Annotated in this window: 18 protein-coding genes; 9 read left to right on the top strand and 9 right to left on the bottom strand. The window is 66.2% G+C overall.

The annotated features are described in order from the left end of the window. Positions 1 to 32: 32 nt before the first annotated feature. Positions 33 to 1004 carry a class I SAM-dependent methyltransferase gene (locus tag AC51BJ_RS11805; RefSeq protein WP_496280354.1) on the top strand — a complete coding sequence of 324 codons (972 nt, stop codon included), beginning with the start codon at positions 33 to 35 and terminating at the stop codon, positions 1002 to 1004. Here the strand turns inward: AC51BJ_RS11805 and AC51BJ_RS11800 are convergent. The 5 genes from AC51BJ_RS11800 to AC51BJ_RS11780 form a co-directional block, all read right to left on the bottom strand. Continuing rightward, positions 952 to 1797, bottom strand: coding sequence for a class I SAM-dependent methyltransferase (locus AC51BJ_RS11800; RefSeq protein ID WP_496280353.1), 846 nt, complete (start codon positions 1795 to 1797; stop codon positions 952 to 954). The genes AC51BJ_RS11805 and AC51BJ_RS11800 overlap by 53 nt on opposite strands. Further along, positions 1794 to 6974 carry a tetratricopeptide repeat protein gene (locus AC51BJ_RS11795; protein WP_496280352.1) on the bottom strand — a complete coding sequence of 1727 codons (5181 nt, stop codon included), beginning with the start codon at positions 6972 to 6974 and terminating at the stop codon, positions 1794 to 1796. Before AC51BJ_RS11795 ends, AC51BJ_RS11800 begins: the two co-directional genes overlap by 4 nt. A gap of 18 nt (positions 6975 to 6992) precedes the next feature. Continuing rightward, entirely contained in the window at positions 6993 to 8885 is a 1893-nt protein-coding gene (locus tag AC51BJ_RS11790; RefSeq protein ID WP_496280351.1) for a glycosyltransferase, read from the bottom strand. 87 nt (positions 8886 to 8972) lie between these two features. After that, a complete protein-coding gene (locus AC51BJ_RS11785) occupies positions 8973 to 9815 on the bottom strand; it encodes a FecR family protein (protein ID WP_496280350.1) in 843 nt (280 codons plus the stop codon). 57 nt (positions 9816 to 9872) lie between these two features. After that, positions 9873 to 11084 (bottom strand): hypothetical protein, encoded by a 1212-nt coding sequence (locus AC51BJ_RS11780; RefSeq protein ID WP_496280349.1) that lies wholly within the window; start codon positions 11082 to 11084, stop codon positions 9873 to 9875. A 284-nt stretch (positions 11085 to 11368) separates the two neighbouring features. On the opposite strand from AC51BJ_RS11780, the gene AC51BJ_RS11775 reads away from it, so the two are divergent. From AC51BJ_RS11775 to AC51BJ_RS11745, 7 genes are all read left to right on the top strand, one after another. Next, positions 11369 to 11809, top strand: a complete 441-nt coding sequence (locus AC51BJ_RS11775) for a PP0621 family protein (RefSeq protein WP_496280348.1) — start codon at positions 11369 to 11371, stop codon at positions 11807 to 11809. After that, the gene (locus AC51BJ_RS11770; protein WP_496280347.1) at positions 11787 to 13409 is read left to right on the top strand and encodes a sensor histidine kinase; all 1623 of its coding nucleotides are present in this window, start codon (positions 11787 to 11789) and stop codon (positions 13407 to 13409) included. The genes AC51BJ_RS11775 and AC51BJ_RS11770 overlap by 23 nt, the downstream gene beginning before the upstream one ends. Next, complete coding sequence (locus AC51BJ_RS11765; protein ID WP_496280346.1) at positions 13379 to 14728, top strand: sigma-54-dependent transcriptional regulator; 1350 nt, start codon at positions 13379 to 13381, stop codon at positions 14726 to 14728. The genes AC51BJ_RS11770 and AC51BJ_RS11765 overlap by 31 nt, the downstream gene beginning before the upstream one ends. 123 nt (positions 14729 to 14851) lie before the next feature. After that, positions 14852 to 15406, top strand: coding sequence for a 1,6-anhydro-N-acetylmuramyl-L-alanine amidase AmpD (gene ampD / locus AC51BJ_RS11760; RefSeq protein ID WP_496280345.1), 555 nt, complete (start codon positions 14852 to 14854; stop codon positions 15404 to 15406). A gap of 259 nt (positions 15407 to 15665) precedes the next feature. Beyond that, a complete protein-coding gene (locus AC51BJ_RS11755; protein WP_019919206.1) occupies positions 15666 to 18527 on the top strand; it encodes a ribonucleoside-diphosphate reductase subunit alpha in 2862 nt (953 codons plus the stop codon). A gap of 149 nt (positions 18528 to 18676) precedes the next feature. Next, entirely contained in the window at positions 18677 to 19843 is a 1167-nt protein-coding gene (locus tag AC51BJ_RS11750; RefSeq protein WP_019919205.1) for a ribonucleotide-diphosphate reductase subunit beta, read from the top strand. Between the two features lie 154 nt (positions 19844 to 19997). Then, entirely contained in the window at positions 19998 to 20804 is an 807-nt protein-coding gene (locus AC51BJ_RS11745) for a TIR domain-containing protein (RefSeq protein ID WP_496280344.1), read from the top strand. A gap of 1066 nt (positions 20805 to 21870) precedes the next feature. On the opposite strand, the gene AC51BJ_RS11740 is transcribed toward AC51BJ_RS11745, so the two are convergent. Genes AC51BJ_RS11740 through AC51BJ_RS11725 form a run of 4 tightly spaced genes read right to left on the bottom strand, consistent with a single transcriptional unit; the run spans position 21871 to position 22946 of the window. Further along, entirely contained in the window at positions 21871 to 22269 is a 399-nt protein-coding gene (locus AC51BJ_RS11740) for a type II toxin-antitoxin system VapC family toxin (RefSeq protein ID WP_496280343.1), read from the bottom strand. Continuing rightward, the gene (locus AC51BJ_RS11735; RefSeq protein ID WP_496280342.1) at positions 22266 to 22499 is read right to left on the bottom strand and encodes a type II toxin-antitoxin system Phd/YefM family antitoxin; all 234 of its coding nucleotides are present in this window, start codon (positions 22497 to 22499) and stop codon (positions 22266 to 22268) included. Before AC51BJ_RS11735 ends, AC51BJ_RS11740 begins: the two co-directional genes overlap by 4 nt. 22 nt (positions 22500 to 22521) lie before the next feature. Beyond that, on the bottom strand, positions 22522 to 22734 hold the full coding sequence (locus AC51BJ_RS11730) for a PIN domain-containing protein (RefSeq protein WP_496280341.1): 213 nt from the start codon (positions 22732 to 22734) through the stop codon (positions 22522 to 22524). Beyond that, a complete protein-coding gene (locus AC51BJ_RS11725) occupies positions 22734 to 22946 on the bottom strand; it encodes a FitA-like ribbon-helix-helix domain-containing protein (RefSeq protein ID WP_496280340.1) in 213 nt (70 codons plus the stop codon). Before AC51BJ_RS11725 ends, AC51BJ_RS11730 begins: the two co-directional genes overlap by 1 nt. 139 nt (positions 22947 to 23085) lie before the next feature. On the opposite strand from AC51BJ_RS11725, the gene AC51BJ_RS11720 reads away from it, so the two are divergent. Continuing rightward, positions 23086 to 23370 carry a CopG family ribbon-helix-helix protein gene (locus AC51BJ_RS11720; protein WP_496280339.1) on the top strand — a complete coding sequence of 95 codons (285 nt, stop codon included), beginning with the start codon at positions 23086 to 23088 and terminating at the stop codon, positions 23368 to 23370. The last annotated feature ends 15 nt before the right edge of the window (positions 23371 to 23385 follow it).

The raw sequence follows: 23385 nt of genomic DNA, 5'->3' as shown, positions 1-23385 counted from the left end.
GCATTTTCCGAAAATTTCAGCCATAACCTCCCGTGTCGCAAAGCCCCTCCGTACCCGACATCGATCTTGAACTCGCCAGCCGCCTTGATGTGGCCTGGGGAGATCCCGCTGCCTGGGTGGCGCATGGCCTGCACTGGACCCACCTTCCGGCGGTCAAGGCGCGCCTGCACGAGCAGGTCACCGGCGACGCATCGATCGAGCCACTCGAGTGGTTCTTCAGCGTCGTCGCAGCCCATCAGCCCCTGCCGCTCCGGCGGGTGCTCTTCCTCGGCTGCGGCCAGGGCAGGGACGAACGCCTGGTCGCCCGGTCCGGCTGGGCGGACGAGATCGTGGCCATCGACCTGTCCGCGAAAGCACTCGATCTCGCGCGCGATCAGGCCAAGGCCGCCGGCGCGCGCATCCACTACGTGCAGGCGGACATGAACAGCCTGCCGGTGGGGCAGAGCGGTTTCGAACCCGGCAGCTTCGACGCCGTGCTGGGCATTTCCAGCGTGCACCACTGCGCGAACCTCGAAGGTCTTTATGCGGGCGTGGCACAGCTGCTGGCACCGGCGGGCTGGTTGTTTCTCGACGAATACGTGGGTCCCGACCGCTTCCAGTGCGCAAACTCACAACTGCGTTTCATGAACCAGCTGGTCGACATGCTGCCGCATCACCTGCGCACGACGCGCGATGGACAGCTCAAAGGCAATCTGTGGCGGCCGTCGGTCGATGAGGTGGTTGCGGTGGACCCGACCGAGGCCGCGCGCTCGTCGGAAGTGCTGCCGCTGCTCGGCCGTCATTTCGAAGTGGTCGAGCATCGACCCTACGGCGGTACGTTGATGCGCGTGGTGCTGGCCGGCATCGCGCAGAACTTCATGAGCGCCGAGGCCGAGCCCTGGCTACACGCGCTGCTGCGCGCGGAGGACGATCTTTTCCGGGCAGGGCGCGTGCAGTGGGATCTCGCGTGCGTCATTGCCCGCGCGCGTGACGCAGCCACTGCGCCACCCAGTCCGTATCGTTGATGCCGAGCGAGAACACGGCGTGCGGCGTCGCTACCGCGTGCTCAGGCGGCAGCGTCGCGTAGGTCTGACGAATCAAGGGCCGACGGTCATGCAGTACGGTGTTTCGCGGGTCGAGCCCGGTGATCACCGTCAGCCCGGTTGGCGCGGTCGGTATGCTCATGATGCGCAGGTTCGGCCGCAAGCTGCGCAGGCAGGGCACGATCTTCCAGCCGTCGCCGGTGTAGAACCCCGTCCTGCGCTCGCGCGCGGCGGTGGCAGCGGTGAGTGGCAGCGTGTCATGCAGCAGCGCGACTGCACCGGGCGCGGCGTGGCGCTCGATGGAAATGAAGTCGTCCAGTACCGTTTCGAAGCGGTGGTCGCCGTCGATGAAGGCGAGGTCGAAACCGTCGGGCGTCAATCCGCTGTCCGTCGGCACCGCGGCGAAGAAGTCGGCGCTGGTCTGCCGATACAGGCGCGCGTCGCCGTGGCAGTGCAGCAAGGGATCGCCGAGCGGCGCAGGGTCTACGCCCACCGCCCGCGTCGAGGGCTGGGCCAGCGCCAGCGTATCGCCTCTCTCGACCCCGATTTCCAGATACAGCCGCGGTGTCAGGTGCGCGTGGAACCAGGCCAGCCAGAAACGGTAGTCGGGACCGGGCCAGCGCAGCCGCGCCAGCGCGACGTGCACGCCGGGAAGGTTGGGCTCGCGGGCCAGCGCATCCAGCAGGCAGTCGCGTGCGGCGTCCGGCTGCCCGTGCGCCATCAGGTGACGGAAGCGCCGCAGCGTGGGCTCTTCCAGCGGATGACGGGCGTTCATCGCGGCGCCTCCGACAGCGCGTCGCGCAGTATCTGGCCGAAGCGTTCCGGGCGGTAGCGCGCGTCGCACTGATCCCAGGCGGCGCGCTGCTGCCGCGACCACAGATCGTCGCTGCGCAGCAGGCGCGCGATGCCGCGTGCGAAGGCGTCGGCGTCGCGGGCGGACTGGATGTCCACGCCGTCGGTCCATTCCAGCTGCCGCACCAGCACCGCTGAGGCCACGACCGGCACACCGTGGGCCGCCGCTTCGATCACCTTGGCCGGCACGCCGCCGGCGAACCGCACCGGCGCGATGAACACGCGTGCGCGGTCATACAGCGGCTCCAGACTGTCCACAGGGCCGAGCAGCTGCACCTCGTCACCGGCGAGGTCGCTCACGCGACGCGAACGGTTGATGCCGACCACCGACAGCACCGGTGGCTGCGGCAGCAGCGCACGCAGCCTGGGCATGACCTCGGTGATGAACCAGACGAGGCCGTCCTCGTTCGGTGTATCCGGATGCAGCGCGCCGACGAACAGCAGCCCGCTGCGATGCTGCGGCCCCGGCGCCGTCCGGCGGGCCGAGATCGCGTGGCTCAGTATCCGGACCTGGTGGCCGGCGGCACGGAACAGCCGGGCATCGCGTTCCGACACCACCCACACCTGATCGGCCCCGCGGGCCAGCGCGAGTTCGGCGGCCAGCCGGGCCTGTGCCGCGGCCCGCTTCAGCGGGCGCCCCCTGACCGCCGCCTCCGGAATCTCGCGCAGTGCGAACAGTGCCTCGGCGTCATAGATCATGCGCATACCGGCGAACAGTTCGGGCCGGCGCCGGAGCAGTGGCGACAGCGCCTGAAGATTGGGCGGCCGGCTCACCACCATGACGTCGTACACGCCTCGACGTTGTTCGAGGAAGGCTTCGAGCCGACCCATGCCGCAGCCGAGCGCCACTTCCGTGCTCGGCGGCAGCGAGGCATACACCTCACGCCAGTCGTCCTCCTCCTGCCACAGCGGAACGAAGGTGACCGGCCAGTCGCGCAGCGCATGCAGCATCAGGCGCGCGCGTGGCAGGCCGCCGCCCTTCACCATGTGCGGCACCTCGTTGTCGAGGATGAGCACCCGCGGGCGGCGCGGGCGATCCTCAGGCGAGCGCCAGCGGTCGCCCGCCAGCGGCTGCGGCGCGGGTGCCGGCTGGTCCTTCAGCCATTCGCGATGGCAGTCCGCGAAGCGCTGCCTGTTGTCGCGCATCTGCCGCGGCGCTTCGTCGCCGGTGGCGCTGCCCCATTCCAGATGTTCGACCAGCACCGCCGGCTCGTACACGACGCGGAAGCCGGCGCGCCAGGCGCGCAGGCAGAAATCCGTGTCCTCGTAGTAGGCCGGTGCGAAGCGCTCGTCGAAGCCGCCCAGCATCCGCCACAGCGGCGCGCGCACGGCCATGAACACGCCGGACACATAGTCGGTCGCCCGGCTCGCCATCGCCGCGGGACAGAAGGGGTCTTCGTCGCGGCCGATGCCCAGCGTCGAGCCGTCGCGGAAAATCACGTTGCCCGCTTCCTGCAGGCCGCCCGCGGTCAGCACGATGCGGCCGCCCAGCACACCGATCGCCGGTTCGGCGTCGAGCCGGGCGAGCGCCGCCGCCAGCGCCCCCTGCTGCAGGATGGCGTCGCTGTTGAGGAACACCAGATGACGCCCGCGCGCCAGTGCGGCCGCCTGATTGGCGGCGCGCAGGAAACCGGCGTTCTCCTCGTTGCGCACGATGCGCGCGCCGCGCACGCGGTGCAGCAGCAAGGCCGTTTCGTCGTCCGACGCATTGTCCACGATGACGGTTTCGAACACCGCGCCGCGCTGGTCGGCCAGCGCCTGCAAGGTCGTGCGTGTCAGTCCGGCCTGCCCGTATAGGATCACGATCACCGACAGATCAGGCGTTACGCTCGCCGGGATCTCCGGCAGTTCGAGCACGGTGGTCTTGTCCAGCCACACCTGGAGCGCGCGGCGCGCGCGGGCGCGGACCTGTGTCTTGGGGTCGTCGTCGGGGCCATGCGTTGGAAGCGAGCCGACGGCGCGCTCGCACATCTGCTCGATCTGGCGTGCAAGCCGGCGTCCATCGAGCAGAGGTGACCCACACATGCGCGGGCGCAGTGTGCTGCGATGCTGCCGGAGCGCGTCGACATCGGCGGCCAGCGCGGTCGCAATGTCCACATAGGCGGCCACGCTGTCGGCCACCCAGCTCTCCAGTCCGAGCGAGGCCAGCACGGACAGCCCCTGGCGCGCGCCGGCCCGGTCGCCCGCCCGGCTGATCACCGGCACGCCCATCCAGAGCGGTTCGAGCAGGCTCAATCCGCCGTTGCCCGGAAAGCTGTCGAGCACCACATCGACCTGCTGCAGCCATTCGAACAGTCCGGCCGGGCTGCGCGGCGGGTCGAATTCCACGCGCGCGCCGCTGATGCCCTGGGTATCCAGCACGGCCAGGATGTGGGTGCGCTGCGGCCAGTCGCTCGCCACTTCACCGATGAAACGGATGCGCGACCGTGGCGTGGCGGCAAGCACGCGGGCCCACATATCGAGGCAGCCGCGGGTCATGCGCAGCCCACGCGCAGTGACGCCAAAGGTGACCACGCCATTGCGCAGCAGCGGCGGCGGCAGCGGCGCCGGTGCATGAAGCGGCGGGTCCCAGCACCACTGGCCGCCATCGAGCCGCCACAGTGCCTCTTCGTGCAAGCCCTCGTGTGCGACCGGCACGGCGTGCGCATCGGTCAGCAGTACATCGAACAGCCCGCCGGCCGTGACCGGGCAACCGAGCCAGCCCACCTGCAGTGGCGCGACACGGCGGGCGTAGGCCTCCAGCAGTTCGAACTGGCCTTCGAACGGATGCAGCCCGCCGGCATCGATCACCACGTCGATGCGGTTCGCCGCGCACGACGCGGCCAGTACGGCGGCCACGAGCGGCTCGCGGTGGATGTGCGGCGGCAGGTCCGGCAGCGGACGGTTGCTGAACAGGAACACCTCGCACTGCTCCGCGTCGTGATTTGCCAGCACCCGGCGCAGCAGGCTCTGGTGCAGCTGCCCTGCGACGTAGGCGATGCGCAGGCGTGCGCCGTGGCGGCGCAGTGCGGGCGGCCGCGGCGTTCGATCCATGCCTGCCCGAAGCTTGAGTGCGCGATACAGGTCGCGCGCGGCCCGCGCGAGATCGGCCGGCGTCGACGCGTCGGACAGCGTTGCGCCATACAGCGCTGCACTGTCGACCCACGGATCGGGTGGACAGTCCTCCACGGCGGCGGTGAGCAGACGGTCGAGACAGTCATGACCATGGCGCGCGATGGCCACGGCCAGCGCCTCGCGCAGCGCGGCCCGCCGTTCCGGTACCGAGGCCTGCTTCAGCGCCGCGCGCGCCCCCGGAGTGGCGAGGCCGACGAGACGTGCCAGTACGGCGGCCGCACCGGTCTCGTTCCGGCGTTCGCTCGGCAGCCGACGACACAGATCCAGCGCGCGTACCGCGCTGTCCGGCTGCGGGTCGCCGCTCTCGGTCAGCAACCGGGCCTTCATCAGCATGGCCTGGGCATGACCGGGTTGCCGGGCCAGTACGTCGTCGACCGCCTCCAGACCGCGGCTGAAATCGCCGCAGCGCAGACAGGCCTCGGCCAGCTCCAGCAAGGGCAGCACATCGTCCGGTTTCAGCGCGCGCAGGCGCAGGAAGGCCAGCTGAGCCTGGCCCGGGCGTTGGTCTGCGAGCAATATCCAGCCCAGTTGCCGAAGGCTGTCGCCACGATCCGGCTGCAGCAGCAGGGCGGTTTCGATGGCGGTTTCGGCTTCGCTCAGACGACGCTGCCGCAGCCGCACTTCGGCCAGGGCTCGCCAGGCATCGACCTGCTGCGGGTCGTGCGCGACCGCAGCCTGCGCGAGTTCCGCCGCCCGCGCCAGCTCGTCGCCGGCGGCGAACACGAAGGCGGCCTGCACCCTCGTGTCCTGATCGTCCGGAGCGAGCGCGAGCGCCCGCCGCACGGCGTCCTTCGCCATCGGCAGTTCGCCCTGCTCGAGCGCCAGCCAGCCCAGCACGCGCAGTGCGGCCACGTTGTCCGCGTCGAGGCGCAGGGCACGCGCGAGCGCGCGCCGCGCGAGGCCGCCGCGGCGGCGCTGGCAATGCACCGCAGCCAGCAGGCGCCAGAGCTCGCTCTCGCCGGGCGCTGCGCGCAGCAGCGACCACAGCTGCCGGCGCGCCTCGACGGTCCGCTTCAGGTCGAGCAGCACCTGCACCTTCAGCGCCTGTACCGGCAAGGACCGCGGCGCTTGCTGCAATGCGAGTTCCAGCAGCCACAGTGCCGCTTCCGCGCGACCCCAGCCGGACTGGATCTGCGCGCGACGCAGCAGCGCGTCCGCATTCGTGGGGTCGCGCTGCTGGACTTCGGCAAAGCACTGCTCCGCCGCCTCCAGATTTCCCGAGCGGTGCTGCAGCACACCGAGCAGGTACCAGGCGTCCGCCCGTTCCGGATGGCTTTCCGTGTGTCGGCGCGCCAGTGTGATCGCGTGGTCGCGTCGGCCCTGCTCCCACTCATGACAGACCTGTTCGCTCAGCAATTCGGCGTCAAAGGGCAGATGTTCGAGTCCGCGGGCGAGCGCCCGGCCGGCCAGATCGGGGCGCCGCAGCGCCGCGTGGCACTGCGCGAGATGGCGGTGCAGCGTGCGCTGTTCCGGCGCGCCGTGAGGAAAGGCCGCGATGGCTTCCTCGTACAGGTCGATTGCCTCGCCGTGTGCGCCCTGACGCTGCAGCAGCCATGCCGACTGCAGCAGGCGCGGCGGCTGGCGGGAGGCCTGCAGCGCTTTCCCTGCCCAGCTTGCGGCCTCGGCCACCTGATCGATGTCCTGCAGCAGCCAGGCCAGCGTGAAGGCGGCTTCGTGCAGACCGGCATCGAGCAGACAGGCGCGGCGCAGCGCGTCGATCGCCGGCATGATCTCGCCACGTCGCTGGTGCAGCAGGCCGACATACCAGTGCAGCGGTGCATGGTGCGGAGCGCGGGCGAGTGCCGGCATCAGCACGCGCGCGGCGGCATCCGTCTGATCGGCGTCGAGCAGGAAGTAGCCCAGCGCGGCGGCGGCCGCCGGTGCTCCATCGACGGCATGCGCCTGCTGCGCGCACTGCAGCGCCGCCTCCTTGTCGCCGTCGGCGAAATGCCGCCATGCCTGCCGGGTCAGTTCCGTGCCGTTCACCGCGCCGGGCTGCTCAAACTAAGGTGCTGTCGCCGCGTGCCGCGTGCCGCGTGCCGCGGGCCGCCGGGCCACCACCGTGAACATCGCCACCTCCCTGTTCTCGGCTGGCTGCTTCTGTTTATGGACGCTGACCGTGCATTCGGTGAAGCCCATGACGCCCAGCGCGGATACGAAGAACTGCGGCGTGAACTGCCACCAGGTGTGCACCTGGGGCGTGGCGGTGTTCGGCAGCAGCCAGCACGAGGGCGCATCGCCCAGCGCCGGGTCGTACAGTTCGGTGACCACCATCGTGTGCCGGACCCGTTCGGCGACGCTCTGCAGCAGATCGAAGGGGCGGCGGCAGTGCAGCAGCACCGACGCCAGTATGCCGATGTCGAAAGGGCCGAAACCGGGTGGGAGTTCATAGGGATCACCTTCGAACACCCTGACCCGCGAGTCATGCTGCCGATGCAGGTACCAGAAGGAATTGCGCACCTTCTCGATCTGTTCACCGAACATCTCGCGCCAGGCCGGCGTGTCGAAACCTTCGAGCGGCACGACGTCCCACAGATGCGACATCGGGGGCTCGACGCAGGTGACGGTCGCACCGGCCGCCTCCATGCAGAAGGACAGGAATCCGCTCGCCGGACCGATCTCCAGCACCGATTGACCGGTGACGCAGACGTCGCCCAGGTAGCCGAACGGATCGGGCCGCAGATCCCATTCGCCGGTCACTTCCGTGCCGTCGGCCAGATCACAGGAATGATAGAAGCGGCAGTCTTCGAGACGCGGCGCACGAGGCGCGACTTCGCGCATGGCGGTGGGGAGTGGTCCGGGCGTCACCGGAGAGGGGGCGCTGTCGAGGGCCGTGCCTGCGCTGTCGCCGTCGTCGATAGTCGACCGGCTTGCGTGCAGGGCCAGCAGGCTCAGCAGTTCCCCGACGACGAGCGGCGTGGACACCACGTGGGCCGCTGCCTGACGCAGCGCCGCTTCTCTGTACGACGCGCTGAGCACCGGGTCGTAAAGATGCCGCAGCGCCTGCGCCCAGTCGTTGATCGACGCTTCGGGCGCGAGCACGAAACCGCCGTCGCCGACGAGGTCGGGCAGCGCGCCGCGCGTGCTGGCCAGCACCGGCAGGCCATTGATCTGGGCCTCGATCACGGTGCGGCCGAAGGACTCTTCCCATACCGAAGGCATCAGCAGTACCCGCGTGCGGGCGAATACCTCGCGCATTTCGCGGGTCGGGCTGCACCATTCGATATTGCCCAGCCGCGCTGCGCGCTCGAGGCAGTAGGCGCGCCAGTGCGGGTCGATGTGCCAGCTTTCGACGACGAGGAAGGGTAGTTCCGGGCAGGCCGCGGCCAGCGAGAAGAGGATTTCGACGCCCTTGATCGGCGTCGGATTGACGAACAGCACCTTGTCGCCAGTCTGTCCGCTGACATAGGACTCGGGCGCCACCACCGGCGGTATGACCGCGCAGTCGATGCCGTACAGCGCGCGCCAGCGCCGTGCGGTGAAGGTCGAATTGGCGAGATACAGCAGCGACGGGTGAGGCGCGAGATGGCCTGCGAGCTGGTGTGTCTCGACGTTGTGCAGGTAGATCGCGGTAGGGCGTCCGGTCGTCAGACTGGCCAGCACCATCGGTGCCAGCGCGGTGCCGTTCTGCACGACGATGACATCGGCAGCCCAGGCGGCGGCGGCCATCGGCAGAGCCTTTTCCGGCGCATCGGCGCGCAGTACGAGGTAACCGAGGCTCTCATCGCTGCTCGCCGGCTGCTCGTCGGCAGTGGGGTCGGTCCGCAGGCGGCCGCACAGCACGGCCGCTTCGGCGCCCATCGCCTTGATGGCCAGGCAGAGGTCGTGCGTGGTGGTTTGCAGCCCGCCGGTGAGGTCGGGCAGATGGGCATAGTTGGAAACAAACAGGACGCGCATGGCCTACCCGTGTTGTGAAGGCGGCGGGAGCGTTTGCCGCAGGGCGACCCGGATCGGTCACCCGCCTCGCTCCCGCAAGACGCGTGCTCAGGAAGCGTTATTGAGCTGACCGACCGACAGGAGGTTGCGCAGCGTCTGCGACGGATTGTTTGCGGCGGAATTGTCGACAACGTTCCGCAATCTGTCGTTGGCCAGCGTGTTACCCGGGGTGGTGGCGCCGCCAGGCGTATTTCCGGTGCTGAGCAACTGGCCGCTGGGGGCAGGCGACGGATTGGGGCTGACCTGGTTGACGTTGTTCGGCCGGGTTTCCAGCCGGTTCAACAGCAATCTGAGTTGTTGCGAGTCGGTGCGTGACGGTGCTGGCATGCCCTGGGAACTGCTGCCGACGCTAAAGCCCGGACGCGTAACGTTCTGGCTGTTGCCGTTGTTGTCGGTCATCTGCATCTGCTGACCGAACAGGAAGGTGGCGTTCGTGCTGTTCGCGTCTGAGTTCACGATGGTGATGCCGCCGCGGATATCCACCTTGCCGTGCGGTGTGGCGATTTCGGTCGCGGTGTTCTTGCTGATGTGTCCGCCGACCACGCGTAGCAGGCCCTGGTTGAGGCGCAGCCGGATCTGGCCCTGCCTGCTGGCCGGGTCGTAGTTGAAGGTTTCGATGACCAGCTCGGAATCGGCACCCAGCGTGAGGGCCGACTGGTCGAGGAAAAGAACGTGCAGTTGCCCGTCCGGTCCGGTGCGCAGCGTTTCGCCGGGAACCACATTATCGCCGACCATCACGGTCTTCGCGTTGGTGGTGGCGGGGGCGCTGGACGTGATGGCGGACACCACACCCGCACGGGGCGTTGATGCGGTCTGCGCAAAGGCGGTCGGCAGCGCGGCGCTGGTCAGCGCCGCGGCGATCCACCAGTCCTTGGAAATCGGCGGGGTCATTGCATGTTCCTCGTGCAATCGTATCGGTTCATTGTCAGGTGCAGGGCTGTGCGCGCTTCAGAAGCGATAGGCGGCTGCACCGAACAAGGAAGAATTCTTGTTGCGGAAGTTGGGCAGGTTGGCGTCGGTGTCCATGTGCTCGACCTGGATCAGCAGCGACCAGGCGGCCGACAGTGCCACGGTGTTGCCGATACCGATGCGCCACTCGGTATCCCGGCGCCGTCTGGTCGGATCGACCGACGGATCGGCGGCCTGGTAGTGGCGCTGATGCACGCCGCCCCAGATCGAGGTCGTCCAGGCGCCGCCGTTGGCGACGAAGGGGTTTGCATAGCTGAACGCATAGGTCAGCCGCCCTTCGTAGCCGTCGTAGTCGTAGTACTCGCGGTCGGTGCGATGGAAGCGGGCGCGCAGTTCGCCGCTCAGTGCCGTGCCCGGGCTCAGTTCCCGGGTCAGACGTACGCGGAACAGATTGTCCGGGCCGCCGAGCAGGTTGGCGTTGGGCACGTCGATGCGCGAGGCGTAATCGAAATTGCGGTACTCGTAACCGGCGTCGATCACCGTGCGCTCGTTGATCAGGTAGCCCACATCGAGCCCGGCGCCGTAGCTGTCCAGATATTTGTGGCCTTGTGCGCTGAGCGTGCCGACGATGAGGTGAGGGCGCAGGGTGAGGCCCGGCGCGCCGGTGGCGGACGGCTTGAAGCGGATGCCGCTGGTCACCTCGACCAGCGCGAGGTTGTACGGATCCGCCTGACTGGGCGACAACCGGGAGCCGGACGAAGAGCTGTACTTGATCACCTGGGCCACCAGCGAACTGACGACGGCCGCCTCGTTCTGCGTGCCGAGGTCATAGCGGTGGTCCAGACGCAGGGTCGCCTGCAGATCGGTGTCCGACTTCGGCTTGAACGGCGAGGCGACCGCCAGCGGCAGGCCGCCTGAGAGCACCGTGTCGCGGTCGGAGCGTGCCGCCGGGTTGGTCTGCGCGCGCACGCCGAACACCAGAAGACCGTCGAACTGCGACACCTGGTTGCGCTTGCTGACATCGCGCAGCAGGTTCTCCGCAACGGTCCTTTGCTCACCCGTCAGGCGGCTGTCATCGAGCGCCTGCCGCAGCAGGGCTTCCGACATGCTGTAGGACGTCAGGCGGTAATACAGCACGGCCAGTTCTACGCGCACGGCCGGGTGAGCGGCCGGATCGAGCAGCAGGCGTTCCAAGGCGGCGATGCCGCCCTCGTAGTTGCCGTCCTTCACGAGCAGGCGGGCATAGTTCAAGCCGGCTTCCATGTCGGCCGGCGCACGCATGACTTGCTGGAAGGCCTCATCGACCTGCCGGTCGAGCGGCCAGTTTCCCGGGGTCTGGGCATGTGCCGACCCACACATGAATGCACCGAGGACTAGCGTCGAAAACGGTACCGGCCGGAAAACTCGATGGTCAATCAGACGCCTCAATTGGGGTTCCTCGGCTGTGGACATTCGTACATGTACGGCCGGAATGTAACAGAACTGAATGGATCATTCGGGCGCCAGGCGTCCATGCGCCGCTCGGCACGCACCGGATGATGATTTCCCCGGTCAGCTGCCGGCAGGCCGGAGATATCTGTGGCGGCGCATACCGGCAACGCCCCGGGGCGGAGTGTGCACCCTTTCCCGACCAGGAATCCGACGAAAAAGCCACCCTCGGGGGTGGCTTCTTTGTTTTCTGCGCCGGCTGCCCGGCCAAGCTGGTACGCTGCTTTTCCTCCGCATTCCGCCTGCCGTCGCCCGAGATGTCCCGCATCCTGTTTTTTGCGCTCCTGGCCTTCCTGGCCTGGCTGTGGTTCTTCAAGAAGCCTGCGCGCTCCAAGTCCGACAAGAACAAACCTGCCGAGCCGGTGGCCGAGCGCATCGTGCAGTGCGCCGAGTGCGGTCTGCGCATTCCCGAGGGCGAGGCCGTGTTCACCGATGCGCAATACTTCTGCTGCCCCGAGCATCGCGATGCTCACAACGGCCGGGTCTGACGCCGCCGCCGCCGCCGCGCTGCCGGCGGCGCGGGTGAGTTCGCTGCGCTACTTCAATCTGTATCGTCTGCTGATCGCCTCGGTGCTGGTCGCGCTGGTGTTCGGCGTGCCCGGCGAAATCAGCTTTGCCGATTACCGCGGCGCGCTGTTCGCCAGCGCCGCGCGCGGCTACTGGGTGTTCGCCGTCTGTGTCATGCTCGGCGCCGACCGCCTGCTGCCGACCGACGACGCGCGGCTGACCGCAGGCGTACTCGCCGACATCTTCTTCCTCACGCTGCTCACCTATGCTGGCGGCGGACTCAGCACCGGTCTGCCCTTCATGCACGTGGTCGTGCTGGCCTTCGCGGCACTGGTCGGGCAGGGCAGGCTGGCGGTGTTCTACGCCGCGGTGGCCAGCCTGGCCATGCTGTTCCAGCAGGCGATGCAGTGGGTCACGCTGGGTTCCGACGCCGGTGGCTTCGTGCATGTCGGTTCGATCAGCATCGGCTTCTTCGCCACCGCGATCGCGGTGCGCCTGCTGGCGCGTCGGGTCATCGCCAACGAGTCGCTGGCGCGCGAGCGGGGTCGCGACCTGGCCGAGCAGGTGCGGGTGAACGAACGGGTGATCCGCGACATGGACGACGGCGTGCTGGTGGTCGACACGCTCGGCCACGTGCGGCAGGCCAATCCGCAGGCGCGCCGCCTGCTCGATCCGCTGATGCCGCGCCCGGTCATGCTGGCTGACTATTCGCCCGCGCTCGCCGCGGCGATGGCGGCGCAGGCCGACCCCGACCGCGAGCGCGTGTTCGTGCTGGACCTGCCGTCGCGACCGGCGGCGCTGCGCGTGCGCTGCGTGCCGGCCGGCGGTGCCGGCGGGCATCTGGTGTTCATCGAAGATCTGGCGCGGCTGCGCGAACAGGCGCGGCAGATCAAGCTCGCTGCGCTGGGCCGGCTGACCGCCAGCATGGCGCACGAAATACGCAATCCGCTGGCCGCCATCAGCCAGGCGGCCGAACTGCTGCAGGAGGAGCGGCGCGCCGAAACCCAGGCGCGGCTCACCCGCATCATCGGCGACAACGCGCAGCGGCTGGACCGCATGGTCAGCGACGTGCTGGAGCTCGGGCGCCGCGACCGCGCCGAGCCGGAACTGCTCGAACTGGGCGCCTATGTGCGCACCTTCGTCGACGAGTTCGCGATGCGCGAGCCCGGCGTGCGTGCCCGCGTGCACATCGAAACCGGGGTGCCGGCGCGCATCTGGTTCGATCGCGGCCATCTGCATCAGGTGCTGTGGAACCTGCTCGGCAATGCGCTGCGCTTTGCCGGCCCGGACGACGGCGCGGTGCGCCTGACGGTCAGCGCGACCGAGGACGCCACGCTGCTCGACATCGTCGACAACGGCCCCGGCGTGTCCGACAGCGCGCGCGCGCACCTGTTCGAACCTTTCTTCACCACGCACAGCCGCGGTACCGGGCTCGGCCTCTACATCGCGCGCGAACTCAGCGACGCCAACGGGGCCGCGCTCGACTTCGTGGATAATTCGCCGGGTGCGCACTTTCGCCTGCGCGGCCTGAACAGGAGCTTGGACGAATCATGGAACGGCGGCGGACTGAGCGGGAACTGAAGGTGCTGGTCGTCGACGACGAAGACGACCTGCGCGAACTGCTCGACATGTCGCTGGCGCGCATGGGCCTGCACGCCTCGCTCGCCGGTTCGGTCGGCGAAGCGCGCGAACTGCTGGGCAAGGAACGCTTCGCGCTGTGCCTGACCGACATGCGTCTGCCCGATGGCGAAGGCATGGAGCTGGTGCGCCACATCGCCGAACACCACCGCGACCTGCCGGTGGCCGTCATCACCGCCTTCGGCAGCATGGACAACGCGGTCGCGGCACTGAAGGCAGGCGCCTTCGACTACCTCGCCAAACCTGTATCGATCGAGCAGTTGCGCGCACTGGTGCGTTCGGCGCTCGACCTGCCGTCGCGCGGCGGCGAGGCGCGACCGGCCGGCACCGACGCGCTGGTCGGCGACGCGCCGGCCATGACGCAGGTGCGCGAAACCATCGCCAAGCTCGCCCGCAGTGGCGCACCGGTGCATATCCACGGTGAATCCGGCAGCGGCAAGGAGCGCGCAGCGCGGCTCATCCACGAGCTGGGTGCGCGGCGAGAAGGGCCTTTCATCGCGGTCAATTGCGGTGCCATTCCGGAGAACCTGGTCGAGTCCGAGTTCTTCGGTTATGCGAAAGGCGCTTTCACCGGCGCCGACGCAGACCGCGAGGGCTATTTCCAGGCGGCGCGCGGCGGTACGCTGTTCCTCGACGAAGTGGGCGACCTGCCGCTGGCGATGCAGGTGAAGCTGCTGCGCGCGATACAGGAGAAATCGGTGCGTCGCGTCGGTGCACGCACCGAGGAGGCGACCGACGTGCGCCTGATCAGCGCCACCCACCGCAATCTGCGGCAGATGGTGGACGAGGGCCGTTTCCGCCAGGATCTTTTCTACCGGCTCAACGTGCTCGAACTGCGCATGCCCAGCCTGCGCGAGTGCCGCGAATCCATCCCGCAACTGGCGCAGACCCTGCTCGAACGCATCGCCGCCGCCGATGGCAAGAAACCCGAACTGACGCGTGCGGCGGTCGATGCGCTGTGCGCCTATCCCTTCCCCGGAAATGTGCGCGAACTGGAGAACGTGCTCGAGCGCGCCTACGCGCTCAGCTCGGGAGATCGCATCGACGCCGCCGATCTCGGCCTGATGCCGGTCGACGACGAGGTGCCCGACATGCCGGCCGGCGAACTGCCGCTGCAGGACTACCTCGACCGCATGGAGCGCGCCGCCATCGAGGACGCGCTGCGCAAGACGCGCTACAACCGCACCGCCGCCGCCCGCCTGCTCGGCGTCACCTTCCGCTCGCTGCGCTACCGGCTGCAGCGGCTGGGCATCAATGACTGAGTGCAGCGGCCACCGTCGTCAGGATGTGGGGCGCCTTGTCGTGAGCAAGCGCGCTCCCGCACGCAGCCGGCCCCGACGTGGGAGCGAGCTTGCTCGCGATCTGCCTCTGCCTGGCCACACCCGATGACGACCGATTTCCACATCGACGCCGAAGGCTGGTGCCTGGCCGCCCGCCGCATCGAATCGCCGAATTCCGACCCGCGCCCCGAGGGCGAGCCGGTGTCGCTGGTGGTCATGCACTGCATCAGTCTGCCGCCGGGCGAGTTCGGCGGCCCCTATATAGAAGACCTCTTCCTGAACCGGCTCGACCCGACGGCCCACCCGTACTTCGTCGACGTCGCGCCGCTGCGCGTGTCGGCGCATTTCGTGGTGCGGCGCAGCGGAGAGCTGCTGCAGTTCGTGCCGACCACGCGTCGGGCCTGGCACGCCGGGCGTTCGAGCTGGGGCGGGCGGGAGGGCTGCAACGACTTCTCGGTCGGCATAGAGCTTGAAGGCTGCAACGTGCTGCCCTTCGAGGATGCCCAATACCGGTGCGCCGCAGCGCTGATTGACGCGCTGCGCAAACGGCATCCGGTGGTCGACGTGGTAGGTCATTCGGATATCGCGCCGGGAAGAAAGACCGATCCCGGTGCCTGCTTCGACTGGAAACGCTTGCCCGGCGTCACCCGGCCGGACTGATTGCCGCCATACCGGCGTTTGCGCCGGATTCCTCTCCGCCAGCCCTTGTCCGGTGCCAATCCCCTGTGCGCCGAAGGGTGATTTTCGGGCCGCCGCAGCGCGGCCTAGCAGAAAAATCGCGCTTGCGGGTGCCGGATTGGCTCACTAGAATTAGTAGCTCATCGAGCTTCAACCACTACCTATAGTGGTCAGTTAGCGAAATCCCATCAAAAACCGCTTCTCCGTCGCGCTCGCGACGGCCTTACAGGGAGACGTCCGCATGCAATTGACCGCCGAACACGCCAGCACCCGTCCGCAGTCCCCCAGCCCCGACCAGATCAGCATCGACGAGCTGCCGAACACGGCGGCGCTGCACGCCGACTACAAGGTGATCCGCCGCAACGGTGCGGTGGTGAATTTCGAGCCGGCCAAGATTTCGATCGCGGTGACCAAGGCTTTTCTGGCGGTGAATGGCGGGCAGGGTGCCGCGTCGGCGCGCGTGCGCGAACAGGTGGCTGGCATCACCAGCCAGGTGGTGCAGGCGCTGGTGCGTCGCCAGCCGCACGGCGGCACCTTCCACATCGAAGACATCCAGGACCAGGTCGAACTGGCGCTGATGCGCTCGGCAGAGCACGACGTGGCCCGCGCCTATGTGCTGTACCGCGAGAAGCGTGCCGCCGAGCGTGCGCAGAAGCAGCACGCGGTCGAAGCCGCGGCTGACCAGCCGGTGCTGCACGTGGTCGACGGCAACCGTCGCATGCCGCTGGACCACGCCGCGCTGCGCGGTCTGATCGAAGCTTCGTGCGAGGCGCTCGGCGACGTGGTGTCGGTCGACGCCATCCTGAACGCCACGTTGTCCAATCTGTACGACGGCGTACCAGTCGAGGAAGTGCGCAAGTCGGCCATCATGGCCGCCCGCTCGCTGCTGGAGCAGGACCCGGCCTACGGCTACGTGACCGCCCGCCTGCTGCTGCACACGGTCCGCGCCGAAGTGCTGGGTGAGGAAACTTCGCAGGCAGAGATGGCCACTGCCTACGCCGAGTACTTCCCGCGCTACATCAAGCTGGGCATCGAAGCCGAACTGCTCGATTCCAAGCTGGCCCAGTTCGACCTCGCCAAGCTCGGCGCCGCGCTGGACCACCGCAACGACCTGCGCTTCAACTACCTCGGCCTGCAGACGCTGTACGATCGCTACTTCCTGCACATCCGCGACCGCCGCATCGAACTGCCGCAGATCTTCTTCATGCGCGTGGCCATGGGTCTGGCGCTGAACGAGATCAACCGCGAAGAGCGCGCGATCGAGTTCTACAAGCTGCTGTCCAGCTTCGACTTCATGAGCTCGACGCCGACGCTGTTCAACAGCGGCACGCTGCGCCCGCAGCTGTCGTCCTGCTACCTCACCACGGTGGCCGACGATCTCGACGGCATTTTCGAGGCGATCAAGGAAAACGCGCTGCTGGCCAAGTTCGCCGGCGGTCTGGGCAACGACTGGACGCCGGTGCGCGCACTGGGTTCGCACATCAAGGGCACCAACGGCAAGTCGCAGGGCGTCGTGCCCTTCCTGAAGGTGGTCAATGACACCGCGGTTGCGGTGAACCAGGGCGGCAAGCGCAAGGGCGCCGTCTGCGCCTATCTGGAAAGCTGGCACCTCGACATCGAGGAATTCCTCGACCTGCGCAAGAACACCGGCGACGACCGCCGTCGCACGCACGACATGAACACGGCGAACTGGATTCCCGACCTGTTCATGCGCCGCGTGATGGAAAACGGCGAATGGACGCTGTTCTCGCCGGCCGACTGCCCGGACCTGCACGACCTCTATGGCAGCGCCTTCGAGCAGGCCTACACCCGCTACGAAGAGAAAGCCGCGCGCGGCGAAATCCGTCTGTTCAAGAAGACGCAGGCGGTCGCGCTGTGGCGCAAGATGCTGTCGATGCTGTTCGAGACCGGCCACCCGTGGATCACCTTCAAGGACCCGTGCAACCTGCGTTCGCCGCAGCAGCATGTCGGCGTCGTGCATAGCTCGAACCTCTGCACCGAAATCACGCTGAACACCTCGGACACCGAAATCGCCGTGTGCAACCTCGGCTCGGTGAACCTGGTCGCCCACCTGAAGGACGACGGCAAGGGCGGCAAGGCGCTCGACCACGACAAGCTGCGCAAGACCATCCGCACCGCGATGCGCATGCTCGACAACGTCATCGACATCAACTACTACTCGGTCGGCAAGGCGCGCAACGCCAACCTGAAGCACCGCCCGGTCGGCATGGGCCTGATGGGCTTCCAGGAAGCGCTGCACGAACTGCGCACGCCCTACGCCAGCGACGCGGCGGTCGAGTTCGCCGACCGTTCGATGGAAGCGGTGGCCTACTACGCCTACTGGGCCTCGACCGAACTGGCCGAAGAGCGCGGCCGCTACTCCAGCTACAAGGGCAGCCTGTGGGACCGCGGCATCCTGCCGCACGACTCGCTGGACATCCTGGCCGAGCAGCGCGGCGGCTACCTCGAAGTCGACCGCTCGGTCACGATGGACTGGGACGCGCTGCGCAACCGCATCGCCAACTACGGCATGCGCAACTCGAACTGCCTGGCGATCGCGCCGACCGCCACCATTTCGAACATCATCGGCGTCGATGCCAGCATCGAGCCGACCTATCAGAACCTGTTCGTCAAATCGAACCTGTCGGGCGAATTCACCGTGGTGAACGAGCACCTGGTGCGTGACCTGAAGAAGCTGGGTCTGTGGGACGAAGTGATGGTTGCCGACCTGAAGTATTTCGACGGCTCGCTGTCGCGCATCGACCGCATCCCGGCCGACATCCGCGCGCTCTACGCCACCGCCTTCGAAGTCGAGCCGAAGTGGCTGGTCGAAGCCGCGTCGCGCCGCCAGAAGTGGATCGACCAGGCGCAGAGCCTGAACATCTACATGGCCGGCGCCTCCGGCAAGAAGCTGGACGAAACCTACAAGCTCGCCTGGCTGCGCGGCCTGAAGACCACCTACTACCTGCGCGCCATGGGCGCCACCCACGCCGAGAAATCCACCGGCCGCGGCGGCGAACTGAACGCGGTGCCCAGCCAGTCGGAAGAGCCTGCGCCCAAGTTCTGCGCCATCGACGATCCCACCTGCGAAGCCTGCCAGTGAGGACTTTCCACCCTTGCCTGTTTCTGCAGGCAAGGGTGGGGGCTAGACGCTGGGGGCCAGGGGCGAGCGGAGTGTGCTCCGCGCATCGCCCCACCTGACTAAAGCAATATCCGGCGCGCTGTGCGCGCCGACTGAAGGAGAAAACAACAATGCTGAGTTTCGAAGACGACCTGCCGATGACCGCACCGCAACCCGGTCTGGCGCTGCGCACGCCCGCATCGCGTCCGTTCGAACCCGATTCGCGCGAACTGCCGATGTCGCCGCCGGCCACGCCGGCCGCCCAGGGCGACGCGCGCATGCGCCGCATCCGCGCCGAAGACAAGCGCGTCATCAACGGCGGCACCGACGTGAACCAGCTCGTGCCCTTCAAGTACAAGTGGGCCTGGGAAAAGTACCTCGCCGGCTGCGCCAACCACTGGATGCCGCAGGAAGTGAACATGCAGCGCGACATCGAACTGTGGAAGTCGCCGAACGGCCTGACCGAAGACGAACGCCGTCTGGTCAAGCGCAACCTCGGCTTCTTCGTCACCGCCGACTCGCTGGCCGCCAACAACATCGTGCTCGGCACCTACCGCCACATCACCGCGCCCGAGTGCCGCCAGTACCTGCTGCGTCAGGCGTTCGAGGAAGCCATCCACACCCACGCCTACCAGTACATCGTCGAGTCGCTGGGCCTGGACGAAGGCGAGGTGTTCAACGCCTATCACGAAGTGCAGTCCATCCGTGACAAGGACGAGTTCCTCATCCCCTTCATCGACGTGCTGACCGACCCGGCCTTCAAGACCGGCACGCCTGAAGCCGACCAGCAGCTGCTGAAGAGTCTCATCGTGTTCGCCTGCCTGATGGAAGGCCTGTTCTTCTACGTCGGCTTCGTGCAGATCCTCGCCCTCGGCCGCCAGAACAAGATGACCGGCGCTGCCGAGCAGTACCAGTACATCCTGCGCGACGAGTCCATGCACTGCAATTTCGGCATCGACCTGATCAACCAGATCAAGCTCGAAAACCCGCACCTGTGGACCCCGGAATTCCGCGAAGAGCTGAAGGCCCTGTTCCGCAAGGCAGTCGAGCTGGAATACCGCTACGCCGAAGACACCATGCCGCGCGGCGTGCTCGGCCTGAACTCCAACATGTTCAAGGAATACCTGCGCTTCATCGCCAACCGCCGCGCCCAGCAGATCGGTCTGGACGTGCTCTACCCGGGCGCGGAAAACCCCTTCCCGTGGATGAGCGAAATGATCGACCTGAAGAAGGAACGCAACTTCTTCGAAACCCGGGTGATCGAGTATCAGACGGGTGGGGCGTTGAGTTGGGATTGATGGTGGGATAAAAGGCCGGCATTCGCCGGCTTTTTTATTCCATTTTTACAGGCGGATGCGCTAAAACCGTGGTCTCGAATCGTGGACTTTTGGCGGGGTCTAGATTTAGTGACGAGTGCTGATTGTTCTCACGCAGTCCAATGAGGAGGGTGTGATGGCTATTGATTATTCCGGGTACTGGACAGGCACGATTTCGGGTACGAACCAAGGAGGATTTACCTTGGATTTGCGGCAGAATGATGAGCTTGTTACTGGTACGGCGACAATTAGCGAGCCTCAGTTCGGCCAATATGAATACAGCTTTGAGGGTACTGCGGGGGATTCTCTCTCGGTGCATATGACACCGGTCCGTCAGTCAAATACTCTTTTTGAGCTCGGAGTTGTGCAAGCTGTTGCGACGATTTCGGGCGATGGGAAGTTGTCGGGGAGGTGGCGGTCATCTATCGGGACCGAAGGCATCCTCATGGCAACCCGGTTTGAAGGTTCCGCTTTGAGCGGTGAACTCCCTAATAATAATTCGGTGTTCTTGGTTCATGGACACGATGAGGGGACAAAGCATGGTGTGGCGCGTTTTCTAGAAAGGCTTGGTATAACTCCGGTTATTCTTCAAGAACAAGTAAATCGCGGTATGACGGTGATTGAGAAGTTTGAGGAATTCGCCAAGAGAGCGGGTTTCGCAGTGGTTTTACTGACACCTGATGATTTCGGTTATCCAGTCGGTAGGGAGGAAGAAAAGAAACATCGGGCAAGGCAAAATGTTGTGCTCGAGTTGGGTTTTTTCTCTGCGAAACTGGGTAGGGAGAAGACCTTTGTCTTGATCAAAGGTGATGTTGAAATGCCGTCAGATATACTTGGCCTAGTCTACGAGAAAATAGATGGCAGTGAAGGGTGGAAGATAAAGCTGGCTCGTGAGTTAAGAAGTGCCGGTTTCGAGGTTGATATGAATCGTGTGGTCGATTGAGCAAGGGTTTTTTAAGTTTTGTATCGTCGAGGTTCAAGATCGAGAATTATTGGGGGTGGATCACGATTTTGAAGCCGTTCCGTATTATTGTCCGTGGCCTGCCCCTTGTTGTCCTTAAGCCTTGCGCCAATCATCCCGACCCACCACCACCTCCTCCAAAGGGGAGTGCGCGCGGCGGAATGTAAGTGGCGTGAGCGTTATCCACGATGAAAGTTACGCCCGCGTCTTGGAGCATGACTGCACAGGGTTCCTGGGCGATCTGCGATGCTGCAACTTCGGCGGCGAACCATCCGCGCCGGTAGGCCTCATAGACGAAGAGCCAGTGTTCTTCGAAAAAGCAGTCCTGCTGGAACCAACGAACAATAGGCGAACAATAGGGGACAGACCACGATTTTTCTGGCGGCTATTGGTAATCGTGGTACGTCCCCTATTGTTATATTATTACCAGGGTGGGTCACGGCTTTTATTGTCAAATTTAGGACGTGTTTGTCTGCTGATGCCTCATGTTTATAAAGATCGTTGTGCGGTGAGGAAATCGACTTCCCGGATCGTTATCGACTTTTTTCGATCAGCGCAAGATCTATGCGTTTTTCGGCGTCGGTCTTCTCTTGTGGCAGTCCTTGCTGCGTAGCTCTTGGCGATGTCAGGCTGCCAGTTTCTCAAAGCTCCAGTACAGGGGTGCAAGGACTTTGATCCCGCCTGCCTTCGGCGCTGCTCGGTGCAAGTGGGAATGAGCAAGGACCAAGTGAGGGCGCTATTGCTGAAGCGTCCCGAACGAGAGGTGCGCCCTGCCGGGGCGCTGGCTCTTGAGGAAATATGGGAATGGTATTGGGGGGGGCGTTTCGTTCGGAAGGGATGGGCGAGTTGAATTTGTGACGATGCACTGGGAATCGTGCCCGACGGAGACGCAATCCGCCCCGTGAGGAACAGGTAACAATAAGGGACGCAACAACAATTCCGCAGTGCCTGCGACTTAAGAGGCTGGCAGCGCAGGCGCGGTCAACTCCACGGCAGCCCCGATCTGCCAGCGGCTACAAGTCGCGCACACGGAGGCCCTCCCGCCGTTTCACCAGATCGCCCGCACATGCGGGTAGCTCCTGATCCTTTCGTCGGCGCTGACCAGTGGTGCGGCGAACTTGCGCGCGGTGGCGACGATGATGCGGTCGGCCGGGTCCTTGTGGAAGTCCCCCGGCAGTTGCACGCTCTTCACGGCGATTTCACTGTCCACCGGCACCATCTGCACCGCATCGATCAGGCTGAGGGTGTCCAGCCAGGATGCGACGTCCATCGACAGCGCGACGCGCCCGCGCTCGACCAGCATGGCCAGTTCCCATGCCGACATGCTTGAAACGAGGATCTGGCCGTCGTCCATTTCGGCATCGATGGCCGACGCTGCGGCGGCGGACAACTGCGCGCGTTCACCGTTGGCCCACCACAGCAGCGCGTGGGTATCGAGCACGATCACCGCGCGGCGTCCCAGTCGTCTTCTCCCACCGGTTCGGTCGGCCGGTCATACCGCAGCAACGAGCCGCGCAGGATGTCCAGCGGCGAGCGCTCGCGCTGTGTGAAGCGACGTACTTCCAGCCGCGGTTCGCCGCGGTCGGTCACGATGAGGGGTTCGCCGCTGCGTTCCACGTCGCGGAAGTATTCGAGCGCGCGCGCCTTGAACTGGGATTTGGACACTTCGGTACTCACATCGGGCCTCTTCTGAGCATGGTCACGGAACTATGGTCATGGTAGGTGCGAATCTGATGTCAAACAAGTCGCCGCGGCCGCGGATGTCTTCCAGGCCGCGACGCAGTTTTCCCATGGTCTGGACCGGCAGATGGATACGCTGCGGATCAAGCGCGGCAAAGAAGACAAGGACTCCGGCGTCAGCCCGTGCGCCCTTGCGCAGTTCGCTGATCACGTCGGTGTCGAGCAGGTACATCAGCCTTGCCGGACCTTGAAGTCATCGTCGGTGCCCAGGTCCGGCATGGCGGCGAGCACGTCTTTCAGGCTGCGCCTTGCGGGGCGGGCGAGGGCGGCGCGCAGGATTTCGCGATGTTCCGCTTCGGCGCTGCGCCCATGCGCCGCCGCCGCTTCCTTCAAGGCCTGGATGATGGCGGGGGCGACGTTCCGGACGATGAGATTGCTGGCCATGGTCGGTGTTCCTCCGGGTGATCGCAGTGCGTGCAGTCTGGCTTCTCCTGCAACCACCGCAAGCGGTCGTTCGTCACCCGTCGCGGCGTCCGATCTTGTCGGGCGTTACGATGGTTCCTGGCTCGCTACTGGAATCTGGATGATGAGCAGCACGATCACGCTGGTGCTTTCCGATGAACTGAAAGCCCGAATCGCTGCGGTGGCGCAGCAGTCGGGCAAGAGCGAACACGCTTTTATGGTCGAGGCGCTTGAACTGCAGACCGCAGTGGCCGAACGTCGCACAGCCTTCGTAGCCGATGCGCTGCGGGCGCGCGAAGAGGTGGCGCGTTGCGGACGGGTGGTGGATGCCGATGAGGCGTTCGATTATCTGCAGGCGCGTGCTGCGGGTAGCCATGCCCGCAAGCCCGACCCTTCGTCGATCTGAACGCGGGCGTTCCTT

The organism is Methyloversatilis sp. S146-33, from assembly GCF_059552495.1.
The sequence above is the reverse complement of the archived record's forward strand: the minus strand, read 5'-3'. Positions and strand labels throughout refer to the sequence as shown.